Genomic DNA, 23807 nt, shown 5'->3' with positions numbered 1-23807 from the left:
GCAGCTGCGACAGCAGCCGCTTTGGCGGGGGCTCGATGCCCCCGCCAAAGCGCCCCACGGCGACGGCAAAGCCGGCGCAAACCCTCCGGATTCACCCCCCCGGTCGATACTCAAGGTCCGGATCGGCCACGCGCAACACCTGCCGTCCGATCACGGCCCCGTCGCCACCCCGCGCCACACGTCTCAAGACCATCAGCGGCGTGTGCCGGTCACATGACAGGGTCACCGACTCGCCCATCGTGGTCATCGACACGCCGAGCGCATCCTCGATCCGAGCGACCGACAAGGCGTGCGCGGACAGGAAATCGTGCAAATCCACCGGGGCGTCCTCGTCGAGGGCCGGGGCCAGCGCCTCGGGGACTGCGATTTCGTCCAGCGCGGCGCGGTCGCCGCCCAGTCGCAATACACGTTCGCACACCGCAAGGCGGGCTGTCCCGAACAGGGCCACCTCGTCGCTGTCGGCGGCGCGGGTCAGGGCCTTGGCGCGGTAGATCTCGAATTGCGGGGGCGTTCCGTCCGGCGTCACCAGACCGCCGGATGGGCTGCCATCCGCCCGTGCGCCGGAGGCCTCGGCCACGATCGTCCCGCGTCCGGGCTTGCGGCTCAGCAATCCCATAGCTTCCAGCGTCATCAACGCGCGCCGCATGGTGCCCTGGCTTACGCCGAACTCCTCGGCCAGTTGGAACTCGTTCCCCAGACGGGTGCCGACAGGCCAGACGCCGTGTTCGATGCGTCGGATCATTTCGGTTTCGGCGGCCTTGTAAAGCGGCGTGCGGGCCATGGCGGATATCCCTTTTGCTCAAGCGCTCCGCGTCTCGGGCGCTGCGGTCAATTCAGATGTTCGATCAATCTGGTGTGCCGGTCGAAAGCCTGGATCAATGCCCCCAGATTGGGCAGCTCTGCCGCTTCCAGCATCGGGATCATCTTGCGAAAGGCCTCGCCGGTGCCGATGGCATCGCCGATGGCCGTGTGCCGTGCCTCGTCGGGGATGGACACGCCCAGCCGTGTGGACAGCGCATCCAGCGTGTGTTCCGCCGATTGGCCGTACAGGATCGCCGAACACAGAACCGTATCGAGGATCGGCTGGTCGAAGCGCTTGCCGATTTCCCGTTCCCGTCGCCGCAGGAAGCTCATGTCGAACGGCGCGTTATGCGCCACGAGGACCGAGCCGTCGGCAAAGGCGTGAAACCTCTCGATCGCCTCGGAGACATCCACAGCGTCCGCAACCATCGCATCCGTGATGTGGTGCACCGCGGTCGAGGCGGCGGGGATCTTGCGCCCCGGATTCACCAGCATGTCGAAGCGTTCGCCATCCACGAGACGCCCGTTGACGACCCGCACGGCGGCGATCTGGCAGATCTCGTCGACCTGCGGGTTCAACCCCGTCGTCTCGGTGTCGAAGATGACATAGGACAGATCCCGCAAGGCCGCCGCCGCCAGATCGTCGGGAATGGCCGCATTCAGCAGCTCGAAATCGTACAGAACCACCCGCGAGGGGACTGGCGGTTTGGGATCCGCCAAGGGCAGCCTGAGGCGCAGCGCGGCGTGGCCGGGCCCGGCCGGTTCCGGCAACAGGCGCGTGCCATGCGAGGTCAGCACATCGCGCCCGGAGAACCGCGTCAGACCGGGGGACAGGGGGGTCTCCAGCCAGTCGGCGACCTCGGCCTTCGCGGGCGCGTCGCCCGCGGCCTCGAGGCTGAGGACGACATGATCGGGCGCTTCGGCGACGATGCGCAGGCTCAGGTCCTTGCCACCGATGCCGGACCATTCCAGCGCCAGCCGCTCCAACAGGCGCGTGATCGCGAACCCGTCACAGCGCACGCCGGTGTCGCCCAGGGCATTGTCCAGGGACAGGCCCTTGCGTGTAAGACGGGTCGACAAGGCGGTGCCCAGATCGCGCGCGCTCAGCGCCTCCATCGGCCACCATTGCGTATCCGTCGGTGCTTTGCGGCGGTCGGTCTCCTCGGTCAGGGTGGCCAACCGATCCCGCGCCATCCCCTCGGGCAGGTCGGGCAGGGTGTCTTTGACACCGTCGAGGAACGTGTCGAACAGATGCGCCCGCTCGGCATGGGTGGCCAGATCCGTCGTCAGGTCGCGCAGGGTCAGGACATAGCCCGGTGTCTCGGTTTCCTGCCCCTCGAGGCGGAGCAGGCGCATGCGTGCCTCGAGCAACCGTGCCCCCGCCCGCGTTGTCACCAAAAGGTCGGTGCCGTCCTCGGCCTCACCATCCACAAGGCGGGCATAGGCCTGCTCGATCGGGCCGGGCTTCAGCAACCCCATGACCGAACGGCCCAGGCCCACGGCCTCGGTTTCGCCAAGAATGTCGCGGCAATGGCCGTTATAAAGGGCGATCCGGTGATCCGGCGTGCAGAACAGCACCCCGTCCGGCATCTCGGCCAACAGGGTTTCCAGCCGTGTCTTCTCGGTCGTCAGCCGCGCGGTTTCGCGCCCGACCGCCAGGGCCATGGCATTGCGCGTTTCAGTCAGGTTCGAGGCGACGGCCGCCGCGGCCGAGCCCAGATCGCCCAGGAACTTCGCCTCGCCATGGTCGATCTCGCCCTCGACATCGGCATGGGCGCGGGCGCGCATTTCGGCGGCCAGCCGTTCCACGGGTTTGGCCACGTTCTCGTCGAACAGCACCCAGACCCATGTCGTCAGGGCAAAGATCGCAAGAACGGCGATCACGCCCGCGATCACGAAGGCCGAAAGCGCGTGCGCCTCGCCCAGCCGTGAATAGCCAAGCGCCAGTCCCGCGATCGCCAGGATCGAACTGGCCATTGCGAGAAAGGCGAAGAACAGGAATATGCGCAAACGCAGGGACAATCTGGTCAACATGTCTCGGGGCCTCCTCCTTGCCCCTGGTCTTGCCAGGCCGTCTTGGGGTGGTCGCGCCTCACCCCGTCGGGCGGTTTCAGGTCTCGTCCGCGGCCTCCCCGCCGCAGACGCTGCTCAGGATCGGGTCGTCTCCCGCGACCGTCAGCCATTCGGCACCGGCAATGGTGCCGTCCTCGGAAAAACTCACCTCGTCCGTGATCTCGGCCCGTGCGCCCGCGCCGCAATCAATGAGGACGGGCAGCACGATGGCGGGTTGCCAGCGTTCCATTACCTGCATCTGGACCACGTAAATGCCCGAGTCCGCGCCGATCTCGACCGTTTCCGCAGGGTCATAGGCCACGAAGCCGCGGGTAAAGGGGCGCAGGTAGGTCCAAGGTTGCCACCAGGCCTGTTGTTCGCGGGTCTGGATGACGGTGACATCCCCCATCGTGGCGCGGGCGCTGCCGAACCAGCCGTATTCCTGCCCGATGGTTGCGGCCAGCATGAAGCCGCCCGCGAAAACAGGCGTGATCCATTTCGGCAGGCGACGGCCTGTCGCGCGATTAAGCAGCATCGCGATGCCGGCCCCGGCAAGGCCGGCGAGTAGGGTTGCGATCAGCGACCAGAACATTGGCGGTCGGTTCCTTTCAGTTCAGTATGCCACGGCCCGAGCCGGCCGCGCTCTGCATGGTTTTGATGACGACGAAGGCGTCGCGCAGGTGGCTGCGCTCGAAATCGCTCAGGTCGCTTGGGGCCATGTAATTGTCGGGCGCCGCGCCCTTGCGGATCTGGGCGGCCTGATGGGCCAGCCGGGTTTCGGCGATCATGTCATAGGCATCGAGCAGGTCGCGCCCCCCGGTGCTTGAAACGGCCCCGGCCTCGATGGCGGCCTGCAGCCGGGCGCGGGTGTTCACCTCGGTCAAGCCGCCTTGCAGCGCATAGATCCGGCCAAGGTCAACCACCGGCACGACGCCGTTCATCTTCAGGTCGATCTGGTTCTTGTGCTCGCCCGAGCGCACGGTGGCAAAGCCCCGGAACAGGCCCAGGGGCGGATGATGCTTGAGCGAGTTGGCGATCATATGCGCCACGAAGATCGAATTCTTGCCCGCCGCCTCCAGCGTCTCGGCCTGGAGGTTGGAGAACAGGCTGAAATCGCCGCCGATCGGGCGCAGGTCGAACATGACGCTGGCCAGCATCTGCGCCTCGGGATTGGGGGTGTTGATCCAGCCGCGGAAATAGTCGCGCCAGACCCGCAGGGGTTGGCGCCACTTGATGTTGGTCGCCATCATGTCGCCGGGGCAGTAGAAATACCCGGCCTCGTCCAGCCCGTCCGACACGAATTTCGCCAGCTCCGCGAAATAGGCGTCGTCGGGGGGTGTGGCCGCATCGTCGAGGATCAGGCAATTGTCCTGGTCGCTGACGCCGGTCTGTTCCTGCCGCCCCTGGCTGCCGCAGGCCAGCCACAGGTAGGGCACCGGCGGTGGGCCCAGTTTCTCCTCGGCCAGCGCCAGCAGGCGGCGCGTCGCGGCATCGGCGATGTCGGTGATCAGGCGTGTGACCACCTGGTGCGCGTTCTGCTGCGCGACGAGTTGCACGAGCAATTCTGGAATACGCCCCACGAAACCGGCCAAGGCCGTGCTGTCGGGGGCGCGCGCGATGTCCTGGATCAGCGCCGCGGAGGAGGTCGCCTGGAACCGGATCAGGTCGGTCTGAGTCAGAATGCCGGTCAGTTTGCCGGCATCGACCACCGGCATGTGGGTGATGCCGCGCTCCATCATCGTGTGCAGGACATCCGCCACCAGCGAACTGGAGGGCAGGGTCACCGGACCGCGCGTCATGACCTCGCGCACCGGGGTTTCATAGGGCACGCCCTCGGCGAGGACGCGGTTGGTCAGGTCGCGCGCGGTCAGGATGCCGGCGACCTTGCCGCTGTCGGTCACGATGATGCACGACACCCTGAGATCGCGCATCTTGCGCGCGGCCTCGATCAGGGGCGTCTCGGGCGGGCAGGTCAGGGGGTTGGGTGTCATCAACTCGGCCAGCGCCATCGTGGTCACGTCCTTGCGGCGCGGCCGGGCGGGGCGGGTGCGGTCGAAGAAGCGGTTGATCTCGGGGTGTTCCTTGACCAGTTGGTGGAAGATCTCGGCCGGGATGGTCAGCAGGCGGCAATCCTCGGCGGCCTTGGCGGTCACCGCGGCGATCCCGTCGCGCATCAGACCCCGTTCGCCGAAGGAATTGCGCGGCCCGAGGATCGACAGCACCTCGCCGTTCGCATCGGTGATATCGACGCGTCCCGACAGGATCAGGAACAACTCGGCCTGGGGGGCGCCCTGTTCATAGATCGTCTGACCTGCGGCGATCTCTTCCAGACCGACCTTGGCGGCCAGCGTGGTGCGTTCGGCCTCGGTCAGCACGTCATAAGGGTGTGTATGGGACAGGAGGGCTTCGATATCGAGTGCCATGGCGGGACCCCAGGAAAGTGAAACGGCGCACCCCGAAGGTGTCGGGATGCGCCGGTGTCGTGAACAGGGCCCGCGGTGTCGCAGGCCCCGTCTTTGTCAGGTCTCAGTGACCCGTGGCGGCACCGGCACCGCGCGGCACGCGGATCGATTCCACCAGGTCCTGGATTTCCTGCGGCGGCTCGGCGGTGGCCTTGGACACCAGGTAGGCGACGACGAAGTTCGCCAGCGCGCCGATCGGGCCGAAGGATGCCGGCGGGATGCCGAACAGGTAGTTCGAGGCGGTGTTCTCCAGCATGTTGGTGCCGGGGATGAAGAACCAGCCAAGGTAGGTGAAGAGATACAGGCAGGTCGTCAACAGACCGGCCAACATCCCCCAGGTTGCCCCGGCCGAGTTCATCCGCTTGGAGAAGATGCCCATCATCAGCGTCGGGAAGAGCGATGCCGCCGCAAGGCCGAAGGCCAGCGCCACGGTCTGCGCCGCAAAGCCCGGCGGGTTCAGACCCAGCCATGTGGCCACCGCGATGGCCCCGATCATCGAGATCCGTGCGGCCAGAAGTTCGCTCTTTTCCGAGATGTTGGGGTTCAGCGTGGACTTGATGAGGTCGTGGCTGATGGCCGACGAGATCGCCAGCAACAGACCCGCCGCCGTTGACAGCGCCGCTGCGATACCGCCCGCCGCGATCAGCGCGATCACCCAGCTGGGCAGTTGCGCAATCTCGGGGTTGGCCAGCACGAGAATGTCACGGTTGAAGGTGACAAGTTCGTTGCCTTCCCAGCCACGCTCGGCAGCCATTGCAGCCATCTCTTCCGAGCTTTCGTTGTAGTACTGGATGCGGCCGTCGCCGTTCTTGTCCTCGACCGCCAGAAGGCCGGTCACGGACCAGGTTTCGAACCAGTCGGGCAGGTCTTCCTGTGCAACGGCTTCGCCTTCGACGCCTTGGGGCCACATGGTGGTCATGATGTTCAGGCGGGCCATCGCACCAACAGCCGGGGCCGTCAGATAGAGAAGCGCGATGAAGACCAGCGCCCAACCGGCGGACCAGCGTGCGTCGGCCACTTTCGGCACGGTGAAGAAGCGGATGATCACGTGCGGCAGACCGGCGGTGCCGATCATCAGCGACAGCGTGAACAGCGCCATGTTCACCGGGCTGGTGCCCTCGGTGTACTGGTTGAAGCCCAGATCGGTCAGCAGACCGTTCAGGGTGACCAACAGGGGCTCGCCCGCGCCGGTGGTGCCTTCGGACATGTTCGAGAACAGGCCCAGACCCGGGATCGGGTTGCCGGTCAGTTGCAGCGAGATGAAGATCGCCGGGATGGTGTAGGCGATGATCAGAACGCAATACTGCGCCACCTGCGTGTAGGTGATGCCCTTCATGCCGCCCAGCACCGCGTAGACCAGCACGACGCCGGCCGCGATGAAGAGGCCCAGGTCCCGGTCCACTTCGAGGAAGCGGGCAAAGGCCACGCCAGCGCCCGACATCTGGCCGATCACGTAGGTGATCGAGATGACGATCAGGCAGACCACCGCCACGATGCGCGCGGTGGTCGAATAGTAGCGGTCACCGATGAATTCGGGCACCGTGAACTTGCCGAACTTCCGCAGGTAGGGGGCAAGCAACAGCGCCATCAGCACGTAGCCGCCAGTCCAGCCCATCAGGAAGGACGAGTTGTTGTAGCCGACAAAGGCAATCAGGCCCGCCATCGAGATGAACGAGGCCGCCGACATCCAGTCGGCCGCCGTGGCCATGCCGTTGACGACGGGGTTCACGCCGCGGCCTGCGGCGTAGAATTCACTGGTCGAGCCCGCGCGCGCCCAGATCGCGATACCGAAGTAGAGCGCGAATGACAGCCCCACGACGATGATATTGAGTGTTGTCTGATCCATTGTTCCGATCGTCCCTTCTTACTCGTCCACGCCGTGTTCGCGGTCGATCTTGTTCATGCGCCAGGCGTAGAAAAAGATCAGGACCAGGAAGACGAGGATCGATCCCTGCTGGGCAAACCAGAAGCCCAGATCGGTGCCGCCCACCGCGATGCCCGAAAGCAGCGGACGCAGCAGGATCGCAAAGCCGTACGAGACAAGCGCCCAGATCACCAGACAGTAGGTGACAAGACGAATGTTCGCAGACCAGTACGCATTGTTGTTCGGCTGTTCTGCCATTGAGGTTCTCCCTTCGAGTAGGCCCGGACGTAAATCTGTGTCCCCGCCGGGTATGGACCCGCCGCCGCCCGACCCCTCTGTCGGACGGCGGCGAATTTTGTGTTACGCGTCCGTCGTCTGACCCGTATGCGTGCCGACGATGGCGGCAAGCCGGGCAGCGATCTGATCGATGTCGCCCATGGCGGGCACCTCGGTCAGGGCGCCACGGGCGCGGTAGTAATCGATCAGCGGCGCGGTTTGCGCGTGATAGGCCTCAAGGCGCGTGCGCACCGTTTCGGCATTGTCGTCGGGGCGACGTTTCATTTCCGTCCCGCCGCATTTGTCGCAGACGCCGGCGACCTTGGGTTGCTTGAACTGGTCGTGATAGCCCTCGCCGCAGGCCGCGCAGGTATAGCGGCCCGACACGCGGGCGATCATCGCCTCATCCTCGACCTCGAGGCTGATGGCCGCGTCGATCGTCTGCCCCCGCTCGGCCAGAAGCGCATCCAGCGCCTCGGCCTGTGCGGCGGTGCGCGGAAAGCCATCGAGGATGGTTCCCGCCGCCACGTCCGGTGCATCCAGCCGGTCTTTCAATACGGCCAGCACGATCTCGTCCGAGACCAGTTCGCCTGCTTCCATCACGGCCTTGGCGGCCTTGCCGGCCTCGGTGCCCGCGGCAACGGCGCCGCGCAGCAGATCGCCCGTGGACAGCTGGACGAGGCCAAAGCGCTCCTCCAGCATGCGGGCCTGCGTGCCCTTGCCGGCCCCCGGAGGGCCCAGCAGGATCAGGTTGACGGCGCGTGTTTCGGTCATGTCCCCCATGGCCCCGCTCACTTGTTCGCGCGGTTTTCGATGAGGTCATCGACGACCGAAGGGTCGGCGAGGGTCGACGTGTCGCCGAGGCTGCCGAAATCGTTCTCGGCGATCTTGCGCAGGATGCGGCGCATGATCTTGCCCGAGCGCGTCTTGGGCAGGCCAGGGGCGAACTGGATGACATCGGGTTTCGCAATCGGGCCGATTTCCTTGCGGACCCAGGTCTGAAGCTCTTTCACCAGCTCATCCGAGGGCGTCTCGTCCGACATCAGGGTCACGTAGCAGTAGATGCCCTGGCCCTTCAGTTCGTGCGGATAGCCGACCACGGCGGCCTCGGAGACGGCGTCATGGGCGACCAGCGCCGATTCAACCTCGGCCGTGCCCATGCGATGGCCGGACACGTTGATGACGTCATCGACGCGGCCCGTGATCCAGTAATACCCATCGGCATCCCGGCGACAGCCGTCACCGGTGAAGTAATAGCCTTTGTAGTCGCTGAAATAGGCCTGAACAAAGCGTTCGGGGTCGCCCCACAACGTGCGCATCTGCCCCGGCCAGCTGTCTTTCATGCACAGGACGCCCTCGGCCTCGGTCTCGTGGATTTCCTCACCGCTCGTCGCATCCAGCAGCACGGGCTGCACGCCGAAGAACGGCTTGGTGGCCGAGCCGGGTTTCAGATCCGTCGCGCCGGGCAGCGGGGTGATCAGGTGGCCGCCGGTTTCCGTCTGCCACCAGGTGTCGACGATGGGGCATTTCCCCTTGCCGACCACCTCGTTGTACCAGTTCCAGGCTTCGGGGTTGATCGGCTCGCCGACCGAGCCCAGCAGTTTCAGGCTGGACAGGTCGTACTTGGTCACGAACTCGTCCGACTGGCCCATCAGCAGGCGAATGGCCGTGGGCGCGGTGTAGAACTGGTTGACCTTGTGTTTTTCGCACACGGCCCAGAAGCGGCCCGCATCGGGGTAGGTCGGAACACCCTCGAACATCAGCGTGGTCGCGCCATTGGCCAGCGGACCATAGACGATATAGCTGTGGCCCGTGACCCAACCCACGTCGGCCGTGCACCAGAACACGTCGCCGTCATGGTAATCGAACGTGTATTGATGGGTCATTGCCGCATAGGCGAGGTACCCGCCCGAGGTATGGACCACGCCCTTGGGTTTGCCGGTCGAGCCCGAGGTATAAAGGATGAACAGCGGGTCCTCTGCGCCGACCTCGGCCGCGTGGCAGAAGGTCGAGACATTGGCCGCGATGTCGTCATACCACACGTCGCGCCCCGCGACCCAGGCGACCTGCTGGCCGGTGCGCTTGACGACAAGGCATTTGACGTGGTCGTCGCAATGCAGCAGCGCCTTGTTCACGTTGTCCTTCAGCTCGGTGACGCGGCCGCCGCGCGGCGCGCCGTCCGAGGTCACGACGACCTTGGCCTGCGAGTCGTTCACCCGGCTCGACAGGGCGTCGGGCGAGAAGCCGGCGAACACGACCGAGTGGATTGCGCCGAGGCGCGCGCAGGCCAGCATGGCATAGGCCGCTTCGGGGATCATCGGCAGGTAGAGGACGACACGATCGCCCTTTTCCACGCCCAGTTCCTTGAGCACGTTGGCAAAGCGGCCGACTTCTTCGTGCAGCTGCTTGTAGGTGATGTGCTGGGCCTCTTCGTCGGGGCTGTCCGGCTCGAAGATGATGGCGGGCTGGTCGGCCTTGGTGGCCAGGTGACGGTCGATGCAGTTCTCGGCCACGTTCAGCGTGCCGTCCTCGAACCAGCGCACATGCACGTCGTCATGGGCAAAGGACGTGTCCTTCACCTTGGTAAAGGGCTTGATCCAGTCCAGGCGCTTGCCGTGTTCGGCCCAGAAAGCTTCGGGGTTTTCGATCGAGTCCGCATACATGCGGTCATAGGCGGCTGCGTCCACATGCGCGCCAGCCAGAAGATCGGGGTGGGTGGTCGTATCCTTGGGCAAGGTCATTCCTCCGCTGAGACGGCCCTCTTGCCATCGGCGTGGACGCACCGAGCCGCCCGTGGGGTCCCGAAGGGATCCCGCGCGTCCTGCCGATCTGCCTCGGCATTCCGGGCGCGAATGGGCCGGAACGCGTCTGGCGACGGATCACCCCAAAAGGTGGGGCGTATGATGTCGGGTCAGCCTCCCCCAACCAAGTGCCGCTCGCCTGTGACGGGAATACCCTTGCGCGCTCCTGTTCCCTTCGCGTCCGGTCCGTCACCAGCTTTGGCCTACTGGTATGCGCTGGGCAAGGCACGAGTCGCACGCCCCGGCCGCAGCGCAATTGCAAGATGACAGGGAAATGCCCGACTCTGAACAGTTTCCTGTGAGGAGGGTCTCATTCTGTCACGGGTTTTCACGAGGTCGGGATATCGGTGAAAAGAAATTTTCTGACGGCGCATATGGCAATGATAACAATATGAATTTTTGGACCGTTCGCATTGTCAACGAGTCGTTTGGCATAGCGGGCGTGGCGCATGCCTGCGACAATTTCACCTGACGCGATCGGCAAACCGCGCGTCAGTCACCCCCCAAAACGGCAAAGCGGTGCCCAAGCCACGGCATCCGGGCATGGGCGTCGGCCACGAAATGCGCCTCGATCAACTCACGGGCGAGTGACGCGATCTGGGCCGGGATCGCGCCGGACCAGTCCGCGCCGGCCAGAAGCACGATGTCGCGCGCGATGTCCGCATCCGGCAGCGGGTGCGCATCGATGCCGCCGGCAAAGCGGCCGGCGCGCAGCAGGCTGAGCGGAGTCGTGATCGTCCAGCCGGTGCCGCTGGCCACCAGTGCACTGATCGACTGGTTCGAATCCATCTCGAAGCGCTGTGGCAGGTCCAGCTGCACACGGGTCAGGTAGGTCTCGATCTGGCGGCCCATGACCTGGGTCAGGTCGCGCCGCAGAAACACCAGGTGCGACAACCCGGTCAATCCGCCGGTCATGTCGGTGCCTTGGGGCACCGCGACGATATAGGGATCGGTGAGGATCGGATACGCTGTCGTGCCGCCGGGATGTGCGCCCGGACTGGCGCACATCGCCATGTCGAGGTCGCGCGCGACGACGCCGGCCACCAGGTTGTGGCTGGCGCCGGTGCGCAGGCGAAAGGCGCATTGGCTTAGCGCTTCGGCCAGGCGGGCGGCAAGGCGCGGCGTCACCTCGTTCTCGAAATCCTCGATCACCCCGAGGGAAAGCGCGCTCAGCCCGCTCAGGTCCAGCGCGGTCAGGTCGCGTTGGCCACTGCGCAGGGCGCTCAGCGCCGCTTCGGCCCGCGGCAGAAAAAGGCGCCCCGCGGGGGTGGGGATCATCGGTCGCCGGGAATGGTCGATCAGATCGACGCCAAGGACCTGCGCAAGGTTCTTCATCTGTTGCGAGACGGCGGGCGCCGACATGCCCAGTTCCGCCGCCGTGGCGGCGACCGAGCCGGTGCGCGCCAGGGCTTCGAACACCTCCAGTCCGCGCAAGGTCAGGCCTTTGTGCAAGGGCGCCGGCATGGCGGGTGTCCTCAACTGGTAACGATCTGTGCCAGAAGGTCGGTGGGCAATGCGACGCGCGGTGCCGGGGGTTCCATGCTGCCGGTTGGCAACTCGCCGATCAGGTGAACCAGTCCGGTCGTGTTGGGATCGGCGGCCAGAAACCAGCCGCGATGCGCGACCGGGTCGCCCAGGGGGCTGTCGGGCGGGCTGTCCTGATCCTCCAGCACGCCCAGCAAAACCGCAAGGGCCGGACGCGCCGGTGTCAGGACGGGCCGTGGCGCGGGGTGGTCCGGGCTGGCCATGCGGGCGCTGCCGTCCTCGGTCATCGAAACGGCCAGCATGCCGTCGGCGGCGGTATCCTTGAGCGCCCCGAACAGGCCGGCGGGGTCGCTGGCGTTTTCCAGCCGCAACAGCGCCAGACCGCTTTGCCGGGCCATGCCTGTCAGATCCGACCGCACGTGATCGAGCGCTGCGGCCGCGAACCCGTGCCGCGCATCGACCTTGAGCACCGTGGGGGCCGTCGGGGTGATGTCGGGCACGGCCGTGGGCCGCAACCGCCCGTATCGGATCAGCCGCAAGTCGCGCAGCAGCGCCTCGAGGCCATGGGCGCGGTCGCCCCGCGCCTCGGCGGCGACGACATCGCGAGAGACGCATCGCGCGACGGTGTGCGGAACCCCGGCGCGCGTAAGGCAGTCTGTGGCGAGCGCCTCGAGGTCCTCAAGGCTGAGGGCTTCGGTCATGTCGGCCAGTTTTGACACAGGGTCTGCGGGCGTCAATGCGCAAAGCTGCGCTCGGCGTGTCTATGCCTCAATGACAAGTTCGGGAAACCGGCGCGCCGTGGCGCGGATGGCGTCGGCCAGCTTGTCATATGACGGACCCGCGCCGGACGAGGCGCGCCACACCAGCCCGATCGACCGCGAAAAACGGCGGCGCCGAAAGGGGCGCACGATGACATCCTGTGCCCGCCCTTCGATTTCCGAGCGCACGTAGAGCGCCGGCAGAAAGGTCAGGCCCATATCCATGGCGACCATCTGCCTGAGCGCATCGAGCGACGTGCCCTCATAGTCGCGCGAGACATCGGCGCCGATGTCGTTGCACAAGGCCGCGATCTGGTCGTGCAGGGCATAGGCCGGCGACAGCGACAGCACGGTCTGGCCGGCCAGGTCGGGGGCGTCCAGCTCGGGCCGGTCGGCCAGGGCATGATCCGTTGGCAGGGCAACGGCCAGCGGCTCGCGGAACAAGCGGGCGCTCGACAGGCGCGCGCCGGGAACGGGCAGTTGCGTCAGGATCAGGTCATGCGTGCCGTCCTGCAATTCGCGCAACAGGTCGCGCGGCGCGGCCTCGCGGATATAGAGGCGCAGATCGGGGTGGGTACGGTGCAGGTCGCCGACGACATGCGGCATCAGGTAGGGCCCCAGCGTCGCAGACGTGCCCAGCCGGATCGTTCCGCCCAAGCCCGATTTCAGCGTGACCGACAGATCGAGAATGCCTTGTCCGGCATCCAGCATCTCGCGGCCGCGCCGCGCCACCTCGCGTCCCGCAAGGGTCAGGCGTACCGGGCCGCGCCCGCGCTCGACAAGCACAAGGTCAAGCGCCTCTTCCAGGGTCTTGATCTGAACCGAGAGCGAAGGTTGCGAGATGCCGCAGCTTTCCGCCGCCTCGCGGAAATGGCCGGTCTCTTCCAGCGCGGTCAGATACCGCAACTGACGGAGCGTGAAGGGAAGGATGGCATTCTGCATGCGTAGCCCCTGTGATGATCCCATGACAATAGCTTTTTCCAATCGAAAAATAAAGTAGCGCCGCCTTTTCCCTATTCAACAGCCGCACTAATTGTGTGGCACCGAAGAACAAGGATCGGCGGTTCATGGGCACGCATGGACGCCGCTGGCCGCTCTGCCAAGCTGGATGCAGTCCCGTTCAGCGATCACGGACAGGCAGAGAGGGCTTCCCGGTCGGTCGCGCCACGGGTCTTGCCGTCAACCGTGGTGCGATCGACCGGGTCTTCGGGTTTGTCGCAACGGGTGGTCGCGGATCGCTCGGCCGCAACAGGTGGTCGCGCCGAGCGGTGCGGCTGGTAAAAATGAAGGGCTTGTCTTGGGTGGGCAGGTCTGGACGGGCTTGCCCCGTGATACAGTTAATGGTGACAAGGTGCGACCGCAGCCGTCCGGCCGCGCGTGCCGAAGTCAGGGAAGAAGGGTAAGCGAGGGTGGCCAGCAACACGAACGAGGTGCCCCGCACGGCCGGGGGGCCGTGCGGGGTGGATATCGGTAGCGATTCCGATCGCCCTGTTTCTTTGGTTTGCGCAGTTCGCGCCCTCTGTGGCGGCGGGACAGCCGGTGCTCTTGGGCATCGACTGGGTGCCGTCGATGGATATTCGGCTGTCGGTTCTGATCGACGGCCTGTCGCTGACCTTTGCCTTGCTGATCACGGGGATCGGGGCGTTGGTGACGCTCTATTCGACGGCATATCTGGGCAAGCATCCTGACTATCCGCGATTCGTCCTGTTCCTGATGATGTTCATGGTGGGGATGTTGGGCCTGGTTCTGTCCGATAACCTGATCGCGCTGTTCGTCTTCTGGGAAGTCACGACCATCTCGTCCTACCTTCTGATCGGGTTCGACAACGGCAGCGCGAAATCGCGTCGTTCGGCGCTTCAGGCGCTGTTGCTGACGGGAACGGGGGGGCTGGCCCTGTTGGCGGGGATGATCCTGCTGGGCAATGTGGCAGGCACGTTCGAGTTGTCCGAGATCCTCCAGCGTGGCGAGGTGATCCACAACGATCCCCTGTATGTGCCCATCATGATCCTGTTCCTGGCCGGGGCCTTCACGAAATCGGCTCAGTTTCCGTTTCATTTCTGGCTGCCCAACGCCATGGCCGCACCGACGCCTGTGTCGGCCTATCTGCACTCGGCCACCATGGTGAAGGCCGGCGTCTATCTGATGGCGCGCGTGAATCCCGTGCTGGGCGATAGCGAGCTGTGGTTCTGGACACTGGTGCTGGCGGGCGGGTTCACCACCGTCTTCGCCTCGGTGCTGGCGGTGCGCCAGACCGATATCAAGCAGGTCCTGGCCTACACCACGCTGATGGCGCTGGGCGCACTGACCCTGTTCATCGGCACCGGGTCGCCCGACGCGATCAAGGGCATGATGGCCTTTCTCGTGGTCCATTCGCTCTACAAGGCGGCGCTGTTTCTGATGATCGGCATCGTCGATCACGAAACCGGCACGCGTGACGTGGACCGGCTGCGCGGACTGGGCCGAAAGATGCCGCTGACCTTCCTCGGGGGTGCCTTGGCCGCGATTTCGATGGCGGGTATTCCGCCCTTCGTCGGCTTTATCGGCAAGGAGTTCCTCTACAAGGCGGGCCTGGGGCACGAGCAGGCGACGTTCTGGATCACCGGCACGATCTTTGCGGCCTCGGCGCTGATGTTCGTGGCGGCGGGCATCTCGGTCCTGCGTCCCTTTCTGGGAAAGCCGGGCGATACGCCCAAGCCCGCGCATGAGGGGCCGTGGGTCATGTGGATTGGGCCGATCATCCTGGGGGCCTTTTCGCTGGGCTTCGGCCTGTTTCCCAACACGGTCGAGGCGTGGCTGGTCGCACCGGGCACCTGGGCCGTGTACGGCGATTACGATTATACCGTCGATCTGTACCTCTTCCGCGAGGTGAACGCCGCCTTCCTGCTGTCGCTGGCCACCTTTGCCACGGGCACGGTCCTGTACCTCGTGCATCGTCCGATGCGAAACTGGCTGGGCCGCGTGTTCGAGGCCAACCCGATCAAGTTCGATCCGGGGTGGGACCGGGTGCTGGACGGGGTCAAGGCGCTGGCGGCGTGGCAGACCCGGCACCTGCAATCGGGGGTGCTGCAACGCTATCTGCTGATCGTCTTCGTCACCCTGACCGTGGCCGTAGGGGGCACGATCTGGGCCCAGGATGCGCTGGATTTTCGCATCGATTTCGCCGCCCAGATGGACGGGCTGCTGTTCAAGCACTGGGCCGTGCTGATCTTTGTCACCGCCGGGGCCCTGCTGACCGCCTATACCGGCAGCCGCATGACGGCGATCGCAGCTTTGGGCGTCGTGGGCATCGGGGTTGCGCTGATCTTCATCATGTTCAGCGCGCCGGACGTGGCCATCACGCAGTTGCTTGTGGAAACGCTGGTCGTGGTGCTGGTCGCGGTGGCGATGCTGAAACTGCCGAACCTCAATCTCGGGGACGAGCCGCGCCGACCGGGTCATGCCGTTCTGTCCATCGCGACGGGGGCCGTGGTCACCGCAGTTCTGATCGGTGTGCTGCAAAGCGATCTCGACCGGCGCATCACCGACTATTTCGAGGTCGCCAGTTGGCCCGATGCCTATGGGCGCAACATCGTCAACGTGATTCTGGTCGATTTCCGCGCCCTCGACACCTTCGGCGAGATCGCCGTGGTCGTGATCGCGGCGCTGGCGGCCTATGCGCTGCTGCGGGGCACGCGCTATGGCGGGGATGCCGCCGACAAGGACGGGGGGCGCTGAGATGGTGAACTCGATCATTCTGAATGCAGCCACGCGGCTCTTGGTGGCGCTGTTGCTGCTCTTTTCGGTCTTCATGCTGCTGCGCGGTCACAACCTGCCCGGGGGCGGCTTTATCGGCGGGCTGATCGGCTCGACCGGGTTCATCCTCTACGCGATTGCGCAAGGGGCCGAGGCGACGCGCGCCGCCCTCCGGGTCGAGCCGCAGAATATCGCGATGATAGGGCTGGGCATCGCGCTGTGTGCCGGTGGCTATGCGGTGTTCTTCGGCGATGCCTTCTTTACCGGCCAATGGTGGTTCATCGGCGAGACCGAGGATGACAAGGGCCTGCCGATCAGCAGCGTCCTTGTCTTTGACATCGGCGTGTATCTGGTGGTGTTCGGGTCGATCCTGACCCTTGTTCTGGCCCTTGAGGAGGAAGTCTGAATGGAGCTGATGGTGGCCATCATGGTTGGCGTCCTCACGGCCGCAGCGGTGCATCTGATGCTGGCGCGCAACGTGTTGCGATTCCTGTTCGGGCTTATCCTGATCTCGAACGCGGCGAACCTGACCATCTTCGTGGCGGGGCGGCTGACGCCACAGGCCCCGCCCCTGATCCCCGAGGGGGCGGATGCGCCCATTGGCGACGTGGCCAATGCCCTGCCGCAGGCGCTGGTGCTGACCGCCATCGTGATCGGTTTTGGCCTTTTTGCCTTTGCGCTGACGCTGGTCTATCGCACCTACCAGAACCTCGGCACGCTCGATTCCGACGAGATGCGTCTGGCCGAGCCGCGTGAGGCGGAGGACAAGGCATGAGCTGGGTTCTCGCCTCGCCCATCATCATCCCGTTTGCCACGGCGGTGTTATCCTTCCTGTTCCGCAAGGGGCCCGAGGGGCGCTGGCTGTCGGTTCTGGGGTCGGCCGCGCTGCTGATTGCGTCGGGCATCCTCATGGCCGAAGTACTGGCCGAGGGCGTGATCGCCGCGCAGATGGGCCAATGGGCCGCGCCCTTCGGCATCACGCTGGTGGCCGATCTGCTGAGCGCGGTGATGGTCGTCATCACCGGCATCACCGGTCTGGCGGTGTCGATCTATGCGCTGGCCGATATAGACGAACGCAAAGAGGCGCTGGGCTATCATGCCCTGTTCCAGGTGCTGCTGGCCGGTGTCGTGGGGGCCTTCCTGACGGGGGACCTGTTCAACCTCTATGTCTGGTTCGAGGTCATGCTGATTTCCAGCTTCGGCCTGCTGATCCTGGGCGGCCAGCGGGTGCAACTGGACGGCGGCATCAAGTACGTCACGCTGAATCTGGTCTCGACAATCCTGTTCCTCGCCGGTGTTGGCCTGCTCTATGGCATGACCGGCACGCTGAACATGGCGGACCTGCACGGCGCCGTGCAGGACATCGAAAACCAGGGCCTGCTGGTCGTGGTGGCCGTGATGTTCATGGTCGCTTTCGGGGTGAAGGCGGCGGTGTTCCCGCTGTTTTTCTGGCTGCCGGCCAGCTACCACACGCCGGCGTTCAGCGTGTCCGCCATCTTTGCCGGCCTGCTGACCAAGGTGGGGGTCTATGCCCTGATCCGGACCTTCACGCTGATCTTCACCAGCGACATCGCGTTCACGCACACGATCCTTTTGTGGGTGGCCGGGTTCACGATGGTGACGGGCGTTCTGGGCGCCGCGGCGATGAACGATTTTCGCCGCATCCTGTCGTTCCACATCGTCAGCCAGATCGGCTACATGATCCTTGGCCTCGCGCTGTTCACGCCCTTGGCGATAGTGGGGGCGGTATTCTACCTCGTCCACCACATCATCGTGAAGGCGAACCTGTTCCTTGTCGCCGGTGTGGCCAAGCGGATCGCAGGCTCGACGGAACTGTCGGCGATCGGCGGCCTTTACAAAACGGCGCCGTTCCTGGCGGTCCTGTTCCTGATCCCGGCCTTTTCGCTGGCGGGGTTTCCGCCGCTGTCGGGGTTCTGGGCGAAATACGTTCTGGTCAAGGCGTCCCTTGATATCGAGGCCTACTGGATTGCCGGTATCGCCCTGGCGGTGGGCCTGATGACGATCTATTCGATGACCAAGATCTGGGGCGCGGCCTTTTGGACACCCCACCCAACCGGGGTCGAGCCGAGCCTGAGCAGCCTGCCCGCCCGCGATCGTGCCGCCCTCCTGGTGCCGATCGCATCGCTGGCGGTCCTGACCTGCATCATCGGCTTCTACCCCGAGCCTTTCGTGGCCTTTGCCGAGCGTTCGGCCGCGCAGTTGCTGGACCCCAGCCAATACGTGGCCACGGTTCTGGGTGAGGCGCCGATGGTGGCAAGCGGTCTGGCGCAGTTGGAGGGCGGCCAATGAATATCTTCACCCTCAACATCGCCCTTGCCGTGGCCTGGGCCGCGCTGACGGGCAATATCACGCTGTCGGGGCTGGCGGTGGGCTTTGCGCTCGGCTCGGCCGCGCTGTTCGTGACCAAGCCCCTGTTTCCGGGGTGTGATCGCTATTTCAAACGCGTCTGGCGGTGGTTCAAGCTTTGCGTGCTGTTCCTCTACGAACTGGTGGTCAGCTCGATCCAGGTCGTTTGGGATGTTCTGACGCCGACGCACAAGGCGCGCCCGGGCATCATCTCGATGCAGTTGGAAGCCAAGGGCGAGATGGAGATCCTGCTCGTCACCAACCTGATCTCGCTTACGCCGGGCACGCTCAGCCTCGATGTGACCGAGGACTGCAACACGCTGTATATTCACGCCATGTTCGCGGACAATCCCGAAGAGATCCGGCAACAGATCCGGGACGGCATGGAGCGTTGGGTCATGGAGGCCATGGAATGACCGAGTTCAACATTCTCGAAATCGCGGTCGACGTGTCGTTCGTGCTGGTCATGCTGGGCGTCGCCTTTGGCTTTGTCCGGCTGATCAAGGGCCCCAGCCTGCCCGACCGGATCGTGGCGCTGGACATGATGACGGTCCTGATCGTCAGCTTCTGCGGCCTTTATGCGCTCCTGTCGGGCGACACGGCGTTCGTTGATGTGGCGATCGTGCTGGCGTTGGTGGGCTTCCTGGCGACGGTGGCCCTGGCCCGGTTCGTCGACCGCCGCCGGTCCGGGATCGGGGATGCCGGGCCGACGACCATGCGTGACCACAGCGAAAGGCAGAAACCATGATCCTCGACTATGTGATGGCGGCGCTGGTCCTGCTGGGCGGCTTTTTCTGTTTCGTGGCCGGTCTGGGGGTGTTGCGCCTGCCCGACGTGCTGATCCGGATGCATGCCTCGACCAAGGCCGGAACGCTGGGCGCCGGCCTGATCCTGGGGGCGGTGGCGCTCTATTTCGGAGATACGGGCGTTGTCACGCGGGCCTTGGCCACGATCCTGTTCCTGCTGATCACCGCGCCGGTCGCGGCCCATATGATGGGGCGGGCGGCCTTCCGCGCGGGGGTCGATCTTTGGAACACCACCGTCGAGGACGGGGCCGAGACGCGGCTGAAGCGGTAGGGTCAGGTCTGCAGGAAATCGTGGCGTCCGTCGGGCCGGATCGCACAGGCTGTCAGGCGGCCTGACGACCAGGCTGCCGTGTCCACCGCGATGCGCCCATCGCGGGCGTGGGGCAGTTCCGCCTCGACATGGCCATGTACGATCCAGACGCCATCGCCGCGCGGGTCGCTTTCGAATTCGGGATGGCCCCACAGCAGCACGCGCGCCGATTGATCCTGCATAGGGTGGGCCGGATCGGCACCGGCATGGACCACCCACAGGTTCCCGGAATGCCAGGACAGGGGCAGATCGCTCAGCCACGCCTCGTGCCCCTCGGGCAAGGCATCGCGTAATTGCCGGCCCACCGCGCGGTAGGTGTCGGGGGATGTCCCAGACCCGAGCGGGGTCGGGTCGATGCCGAAACTGGCCAGCGTTCGCGTGCCGCCCGCGCGCAGCCAGCGCGGGCCGCGCGTGGCCGGATCCTTCAGGAAATCCAGCATCATGCGGTCGTGATTTCCCATGAGGCAGGTCACATTCCGGGGTAGATCCCGCGTCAGTTCGCGCAGGCGCAACAGAACCTCGGCACTGTCGGGGCCGCGATCGACATAATCGCCCACGAAAACCAGCCGTGGGTCGCGCGCCCCCGTGCCACCGATATGGGCGTCGATCAGTTCCAGCATCAGTTCCAGCAGGTCCGCACGGCCGTGAATATCGCCCACGACATAGGTCGGGCTATCGGGGCGGGGGGCGTCCGCATCCCTGCGCGCGGTCGCTTCGGGCGCCTCGGTCGCGGGAACGGGGCGGTCCTTGCGGCCCAGAAGTGAACGAACGGAACGGAGCATACCTGTCAGGTGCGACTTGGCGGCCCGCTTGGCAAGGGGGAAAGGCGCATGCGTCGCCCCGCGGCTGCTATTCGCGTGCGCGCAGCACACGCGCCGGGCGCGCGGACAGGGGACGCCACGCGAAACTGAGGCCAGCCAACAAGGTGGCGAGGGCGCCGCCGATCACGATGGCCCCGGCCGAGACCGGTTCGAACGTATAGCTTGCGTCCATCACGAAGGTCAGCACCGCCCACCCCCCCAGCGCGCCGGCGGCTATCGCGACGATGCCGGCCGCGGCCCCCAACAGGGCGGTTCTCAGGGCAAAACTGCCCAGGATGGTGCGCCGCGATGCGCCGATGGTCTTGAGCACGGCGGCCTCGTAGACGCGTCCACGCTCGCCCGCGGCCGCCGCCCCGATCAAGACGACGAACCCGGTCACCAGGGTGGCGGCCGCGCCATAGGACGTGGCCGCCGCCAGACTGCGAAGCGCCTCGGCCACCCGATCGATCGCATCGCGCACCCGGATCGCGGTGATATTGGGCGCGGCGCCGGCCACGTCACGCAGGATCGCGGCCTCGGCCTCGGGCGCGGCGTAGACGGTGGCGATATGGGTGTGCGGTGCCCCGCGCAGGGCGTTGGGCGACATCGTCAGGATAAAGCCGATGCCGGCATTCTCGAATTCCACCTGTCGAAAGGCCGTGACCTCGGCGGTGATATCGCGGCCAAGGATGCTGACCGTGATCGTATCGCCCAGTTGCAGGCCGATCTCCATGGCTTCCTCGGCGGCGAAGGCCACTTGCGGCGGGCCGTCATAGCCCTCGGGCCACCACGCCCCTGCCGTGATCTCGCCGTCCGGGGGGGCGGTGTCGAGATAGGTCACGCCCCTGTCCCCCTGTATGACCCAGTGATCGCCCGCCACCTCGGCGGCCGGGCGGTCGTTGATGCGCGTGATGACGCCGCGCAACATGGGCGCGGTGTCGACGCGGCTGACGGCGGGATCGGTCTCGACCCGGTCGAGAAAGGGTTGCAGCTGATCGGGCTGAATATCGACGAAGAAATAGGTCGGCGCGACCTGCGGAAGATCGCGTTGAATGGCTGCGCGCAGGTTGGCGTCAATCTGGCCCACGGCGGCAAGCACGGTGAGGCCCAACCCGAGGGAAAGGACGACGCTCGTCGCCTCGGAGCCCGGTCCGCCCACCGCCCCGAGGGCCATGCGCAGCGCACTGCGCCCCCGGATGGCACGGGCGCGGGCAAGCCGCCGGGCCCCGGACTTGATCCCCAAGGCCGCAAGGGTCAACAGCAAGAGGGCGACCAGAATGCCCCCGGCGGTGCCAAGGGCGGTTTGGGGAATGCCCGACAAGAGGACAGCGGTGCCCACCAGCGCGACAACGAGCAGGGCCATGACGATCAGGTAGGGCGCACGCGGCCAGGCGCGTGGTCCCGCAGCGTCGCGGAACAGGGTCGCCGCGCGTACCTGTTCACTGCGCGCCAAAGGCCAGAGCGTGAAGATCAGCGCCGTCAGCAGGCCATATCCCGCCGCTTCGGCCAACGGCCCGGGGTAGACCGAGATGGCCACCGGTACGGGCAACTGGGCCTCAATCAATGGCGAGAACCCGATGGGCAGCAGCGCGCCTAGGATCACGCCCAAGCCGATGCCGATCAGCGTCAACAACCCCACTTGGGCGAAATAGATGGCAAAGATCGTCCGGCTTTCGGCCCCCAGCGTCTTGAGCGTGGCGATGGTGGCGATCTTGCCTTCGAGATAGGCGCGCACGGCGGCGGATACGCCCACACCGCCCACGGCCAACCCGGCAAGACCCACCAGCACAAGAAACGCCCCGATCCTTTCGACAAAGGTCTGCACCCCCGGCGCGCCGTTGCGCGCATCGCGCCAGCGCATGCCCTGTTCTGCAAACAGCCCCTCGGCCTCGTCCTTGACGTTGGCAAGGTCCGTGCCCTCGGGCAGGGCAAGACGATAGTCGCTGTCATACAGCGTGCCGGGCTGGATCAGGCCCGAGCCGGACAGCCCCTCAAGCGACACGATCGTGCGCGGCCCGAGATTGAAACCGCCACCTGCGCCATCTGGTTCAACGGTCAACTCGGCGCGCAGCTCGAAGCTTTGCGTGCCAAGGCGGAAGGTGTCGCCGATCTCCAGCGCCAATCGGTCGATCAACAGGCGCTGCATCACCGCACCGGGCAGGTCGCGTGTCTCCAGCGCTTGTGAGATGGGCATTTGAGGGGACAGGCCAACCGTCCCGTAAAGCGGATAGGCGTCGTCGACCCCGCGCACTTGTGTCAGGGCGCGCTCGGGTCCGTCGGGTCCGTCAATCACCACCATGGACCGGAAATCGACGGTTTCCGAGATGCGGGTGGCGTTGTCCTGCATCCAATTCAGTTCGGCCTCGGAGGCGCGGCGAAAGGGAAAGGCCATTTGCGCATCGCCGCCAAGGATCACCGCACCCTCGCGGGTCAGCCCCTCTTGGATCGAGCTGCGGACCGAGCCGACGGCAGCGATCGCCGCCACGCCAAGCGCCAGGCATGCAAGGAAGATGCGAAACCCCTTAAGCCCGCCACGCAGTTCACGCCGGGCGATCCGCAGCGCGACGCTCACTCGGCGGCCTCTTGTGCGGGGGCGGTCATGTCCAGCCGTCCGTCACGCAGCCGGATCTCGCGGTCGCAGCGCTGCGCAAGGTCTGGGGCATGGGTGACCAGCACCAGGGTCGCGCCGTGCTGCGCCGACAGGTTCATCAGCATGTCCATGATGGCCGCGCCATTCACCCCGTCGAGGTTGCCGGTCGGCTCGTCCGCCAGCAGGATTTCGGGGTTCGGGGCCAGCGCACGGGCAAGGGCGACGCGCTGTTGCTCGCCGCCCGACATCTGGGTCGGGTAGTGACCCGCGCGATGGGCCAGGCCCACGGCGCCCAGTTCCGCCTCGGCCCGGTCGAACGCGTCGGGGTGGCCGGCCAGTTCCAGCGGCGTTGCGACATTTTCCAGCGCGGTCATCGTCGGGATCAGGTGGAAGGATTGGAACACCACCCCCATATGTTGCCGGCGAAAACGGGCAAGCTGGTCTTCGTTCATCGCGGTCAGGTCGTGGCCAAGGGCCTTGACCGACCCGCCGGTGGCACGCTCCAGACCGCCCATCAGCATCAGGAGAGACGATTTGCCCGATCCAGACGGCCCCGTCAGCGCCACCGCCTCGCCCCGGTTCACGGACAGCGTGATGCCGTGCAGGATATCGACACGCCCCGCATTGCCGGACAGCGACAGGCGGGCATCGGTCAGCGACAGGACGGGATCGGACATGGCTAAACGCCTCGGTTCACTTTGCT

At 65.8% G+C, this 23807-nt stretch carries 21 protein-coding genes; 7 read left to right on the top strand and 14 right to left on the bottom strand.

Annotated elements, in window-relative coordinates:
- Window positions 1-91 precede the first annotated feature (91 nt).
- The 11 genes from ROSELON_RS17300 to ROSELON_RS02675 form a co-directional block, all read right to left on the bottom strand.
- Window positions 92-781 (bottom strand): GntR family transcriptional regulator, encoded by a 690-nt coding sequence (locus ROSELON_RS17300; protein ID WP_025310915.1) that lies wholly within the window; start codon window positions 779-781, stop codon window positions 92-94.
- Window positions 782-828: 47 nt separating this feature from the next.
- A complete protein-coding gene (locus ROSELON_RS02720) occupies window positions 829-2835 on the bottom strand; it encodes a 3'-5' exonuclease (RefSeq protein WP_025310914.1) in 2007 nt (668 codons plus the stop codon).
- 76 nt (window positions 2836-2911) lie between these two features.
- On the bottom strand, window positions 2912-3445 hold the full coding sequence (locus ROSELON_RS02715) for a hypothetical protein (RefSeq protein WP_025310913.1): 534 nt from the start codon (window positions 3443-3445) through the stop codon (window positions 2912-2914).
- Window positions 3446-3461: 16 nt separating this feature from the next.
- The gene (locus tag ROSELON_RS02710; protein ID WP_025310912.1) at window positions 3462-5276 is read right to left on the bottom strand and encodes a DUF294 nucleotidyltransferase-like domain-containing protein; all 1815 of its coding nucleotides are present in this window, start codon (window positions 5274-5276) and stop codon (window positions 3462-3464) included.
- Window positions 5277-5379: 103 nt separating this feature from the next.
- Window positions 5380-7161, bottom strand: coding sequence for a sodium:solute symporter family protein (locus ROSELON_RS02705; RefSeq protein WP_025310911.1), 1782 nt, complete (start codon window positions 7159-7161; stop codon window positions 5380-5382).
- Window positions 7162-7179: 18 nt separating this feature from the next.
- Entirely contained in the window at window positions 7180-7437 is a 258-nt protein-coding gene (locus ROSELON_RS02700; protein ID WP_025310910.1) for a DUF4212 domain-containing protein, read from the bottom strand.
- 102 nt (window positions 7438-7539) lie between these two features.
- Window positions 7540-8238, bottom strand: a complete 699-nt coding sequence (locus ROSELON_RS02695) for an adenylate kinase (RefSeq protein WP_025310909.1) — start codon at window positions 8236-8238, stop codon at window positions 7540-7542.
- A gap of 8 nt (window positions 8239-8246) precedes the next feature.
- Window positions 8247-10196 (bottom strand): acetate--CoA ligase, encoded by a 1950-nt coding sequence (gene acs / locus ROSELON_RS02690; protein WP_025310908.1) that lies wholly within the window; start codon window positions 10194-10196, stop codon window positions 8247-8249.
- A gap of 552 nt (window positions 10197-10748) precedes the next feature.
- Window positions 10749-11720: a LysR family transcriptional regulator gene (locus ROSELON_RS02685; protein WP_038650094.1), complete on the bottom strand. Its 972-nt coding sequence runs from the start codon at window positions 11718-11720 to the stop codon at window positions 10749-10751.
- Between the two features lie 11 nt (window positions 11721-11731).
- On the bottom strand, window positions 11732-12442 hold the full coding sequence (locus ROSELON_RS17295; RefSeq protein ID WP_156945721.1) for an Ldh family oxidoreductase: 711 nt from the start codon (window positions 12440-12442) through the stop codon (window positions 11732-11734).
- Window positions 12443-12502: 60 nt separating this feature from the next.
- Window positions 12503-13441, bottom strand: a complete 939-nt coding sequence (locus ROSELON_RS02675) for a hydrogen peroxide-inducible genes activator (RefSeq protein ID WP_025310905.1) — start codon at window positions 13439-13441, stop codon at window positions 12503-12505.
- 522 nt (window positions 13442-13963) lie between these two features.
- Between ROSELON_RS02675 and ROSELON_RS02670 the strand changes: the two genes are divergently transcribed.
- The 7 genes from ROSELON_RS02670 to mnhG are packed head-to-tail and all read left to right on the top strand — an operon-like array spanning window position 13964 to window position 19675.
- Window positions 13964-16213: a putative monovalent cation/H+ antiporter subunit A gene (locus tag ROSELON_RS02670; RefSeq protein WP_038650796.1), complete on the top strand. Its 2250-nt coding sequence runs from the start codon at window positions 13964-13966 to the stop codon at window positions 16211-16213.
- 1 nt (window position 16214) lies between these two features.
- The gene (locus tag ROSELON_RS02665; protein ID WP_038650093.1) at window positions 16215-16637 is read left to right on the top strand and encodes a Na+/H+ antiporter subunit B; all 423 of its coding nucleotides are present in this window, start codon (window positions 16215-16217) and stop codon (window positions 16635-16637) included.
- The gene (locus tag ROSELON_RS02660) at window positions 16638-17006 is read left to right on the top strand and encodes a Na+/H+ antiporter subunit C (RefSeq protein ID WP_025310902.1); all 369 of its coding nucleotides are present in this window, start codon (window positions 16638-16640) and stop codon (window positions 17004-17006) included. It begins immediately after the preceding gene.
- Window positions 17003-18541 carry a Na+/H+ antiporter subunit D gene (locus ROSELON_RS02655; protein WP_025310901.1) on the top strand — a complete coding sequence of 513 codons (1539 nt, stop codon included), beginning with the start codon at window positions 17003-17005 and terminating at the stop codon, window positions 18539-18541. The genes ROSELON_RS02660 and ROSELON_RS02655 overlap by 4 nt, the downstream gene beginning before the upstream one ends.
- Window positions 18538-19014, top strand: coding sequence for a Na+/H+ antiporter subunit E (locus ROSELON_RS02650; protein ID WP_025310900.1), 477 nt, complete (start codon window positions 18538-18540; stop codon window positions 19012-19014). The genes ROSELON_RS02655 and ROSELON_RS02650 overlap by 4 nt, the downstream gene beginning before the upstream one ends.
- A complete protein-coding gene (locus ROSELON_RS02645) occupies window positions 19011-19346 on the top strand; it encodes a monovalent cation/H+ antiporter complex subunit F (RefSeq protein ID WP_051508344.1) in 336 nt (111 codons plus the stop codon). The genes ROSELON_RS02650 and ROSELON_RS02645 overlap by 4 nt, the downstream gene beginning before the upstream one ends.
- Window positions 19343-19675, top strand: coding sequence for a monovalent cation/H(+) antiporter subunit G (gene mnhG / locus ROSELON_RS02640; protein ID WP_025310898.1), 333 nt, complete (start codon window positions 19343-19345; stop codon window positions 19673-19675). The genes ROSELON_RS02645 and mnhG overlap by 4 nt, the downstream gene beginning before the upstream one ends.
- A gap of 2 nt (window positions 19676-19677) precedes the next feature.
- Here the strand turns inward: mnhG and ROSELON_RS02635 are convergent, their stop codons facing one another.
- The 3 genes from ROSELON_RS02635 to ROSELON_RS02625 all read right to left on the bottom strand — a co-directional run bounded on the left by ROSELON_RS02635 (window position 19678) and on the right by ROSELON_RS02625 (window position 23781).
- Window positions 19678-20496 (bottom strand): metallophosphoesterase family protein, encoded by an 819-nt coding sequence (locus ROSELON_RS02635; protein WP_025310897.1) that lies wholly within the window; start codon window positions 20494-20496, stop codon window positions 19678-19680.
- A gap of 67 nt (window positions 20497-20563) precedes the next feature.
- On the bottom strand, window positions 20564-23086 hold the full coding sequence (locus tag ROSELON_RS02630) for an ABC transporter permease (RefSeq protein WP_025310896.1): 2523 nt from the start codon (window positions 23084-23086) through the stop codon (window positions 20564-20566).
- On the bottom strand, window positions 23083-23781 hold the full coding sequence (locus tag ROSELON_RS02625) for an ABC transporter ATP-binding protein (protein ID WP_025310895.1): 699 nt from the start codon (window positions 23779-23781) through the stop codon (window positions 23083-23085). The genes ROSELON_RS02630 and ROSELON_RS02625 overlap by 4 nt, the downstream gene beginning before the upstream one ends.
- Window positions 23782-23807 lie beyond the last annotated feature (26 nt).

The sequence above is a fragment of the Roseibacterium elongatum DSM 19469 genome, assembly GCF_000590925.1.
Taxonomy (GTDB): Bacteria; Pseudomonadota; Alphaproteobacteria; order Rhodobacterales; family Rhodobacteraceae; genus Roseibacterium; species Roseibacterium elongatum.
This window is presented reverse-complemented; position numbering and strand designations above follow the sequence as displayed.

Excerpts from the sequence above, each read along its gene's own strand:
- ROSELON_RS17300 (WP_025310915.1), bottom strand. The coding sequence starts at position 781 with ATGGCCCGCACGCCGCTTTACAAGGCCGCCGAAACCGAAATGATCCGA.
- ROSELON_RS02655 (WP_025310901.1), top strand. The coding sequence starts at position 17,003 with ATGAGCTGGGTTCTCGCCTCGCCCATCATCATCCCGTTTGCCACGGCG.
- ROSELON_RS02625 (WP_025310895.1), bottom strand. The coding sequence starts at position 23,781 with ATGTCCGATCCCGTCCTGTCGCTGACCGATGCCCGCCTGTCGCTGTCC.
- ROSELON_RS02635 (WP_025310897.1), bottom strand. The coding sequence starts at position 20,496 with ATGCTCCGTTCCGTTCGTTCACTTCTGGGCCGCAAGGACCGCCCCGTT.
- ROSELON_RS02715 (WP_025310913.1), bottom strand. The coding sequence starts at position 3,445 with ATGTTCTGGTCGCTGATCGCAACCCTACTCGCCGGCCTTGCCGGGGCC.
- mnhG (WP_025310898.1), top strand. The coding sequence starts at position 19,343 with ATGATCCTCGACTATGTGATGGCGGCGCTGGTCCTGCTGGGCGGCTTT.
- ROSELON_RS02660 (WP_025310902.1), top strand. The coding sequence starts at position 16,638 with ATGGAGCTGATGGTGGCCATCATGGTTGGCGTCCTCACGGCCGCAGCG.
- ROSELON_RS02700 (WP_025310910.1), bottom strand. The coding sequence starts at position 7,437 with ATGGCAGAACAGCCGAACAACAATGCGTACTGGTCTGCGAACATTCGT.
- ROSELON_RS02705 (WP_025310911.1), bottom strand. The coding sequence starts at position 7,161 with ATGGATCAGACAACACTCAATATCATCGTCGTGGGGCTGTCATTCGCG.
- ROSELON_RS02685 (WP_038650094.1), bottom strand. The coding sequence starts at position 11,720 with ATGCCGGCGCCCTTGCACAAAGGCCTGACCTTGCGCGGACTGGAGGTG.
- ROSELON_RS02650 (WP_025310900.1), top strand. The coding sequence starts at position 18,538 with ATGAATATCTTCACCCTCAACATCGCCCTTGCCGTGGCCTGGGCCGCG.
- ROSELON_RS02720 (WP_025310914.1), bottom strand. The coding sequence starts at position 2,835 with ATGTTGACCAGATTGTCCCTGCGTTTGCGCATATTCCTGTTCTTCGCC.
- ROSELON_RS02645 (WP_051508344.1), top strand. The coding sequence starts at position 19,011 with ATGACCGAGTTCAACATTCTCGAAATCGCGGTCGACGTGTCGTTCGTG.
- ROSELON_RS02665 (WP_038650093.1), top strand. The coding sequence starts at position 16,215 with ATGGTGAACTCGATCATTCTGAATGCAGCCACGCGGCTCTTGGTGGCG.
- acs (WP_025310908.1), bottom strand. The coding sequence starts at position 10,196 with ATGACCTTGCCCAAGGATACGACCACCCACCCCGATCTTCTGGCTGGC.
- ROSELON_RS17295 (WP_156945721.1), bottom strand. The coding sequence starts at position 12,442 with ATGACCGAAGCCCTCAGCCTTGAGGACCTCGAGGCGCTCGCCACAGAC.
- ROSELON_RS02695 (WP_025310909.1), bottom strand. The coding sequence starts at position 8,238 with ATGGGGGACATGACCGAAACACGCGCCGTCAACCTGATCCTGCTGGGC.
- ROSELON_RS02710 (WP_025310912.1), bottom strand. The coding sequence starts at position 5,276 with ATGGCACTCGATATCGAAGCCCTCCTGTCCCATACACACCCTTATGAC.
- ROSELON_RS02675 (WP_025310905.1), bottom strand. The coding sequence starts at position 13,441 with ATGCAGAATGCCATCCTTCCCTTCACGCTCCGTCAGTTGCGGTATCTG.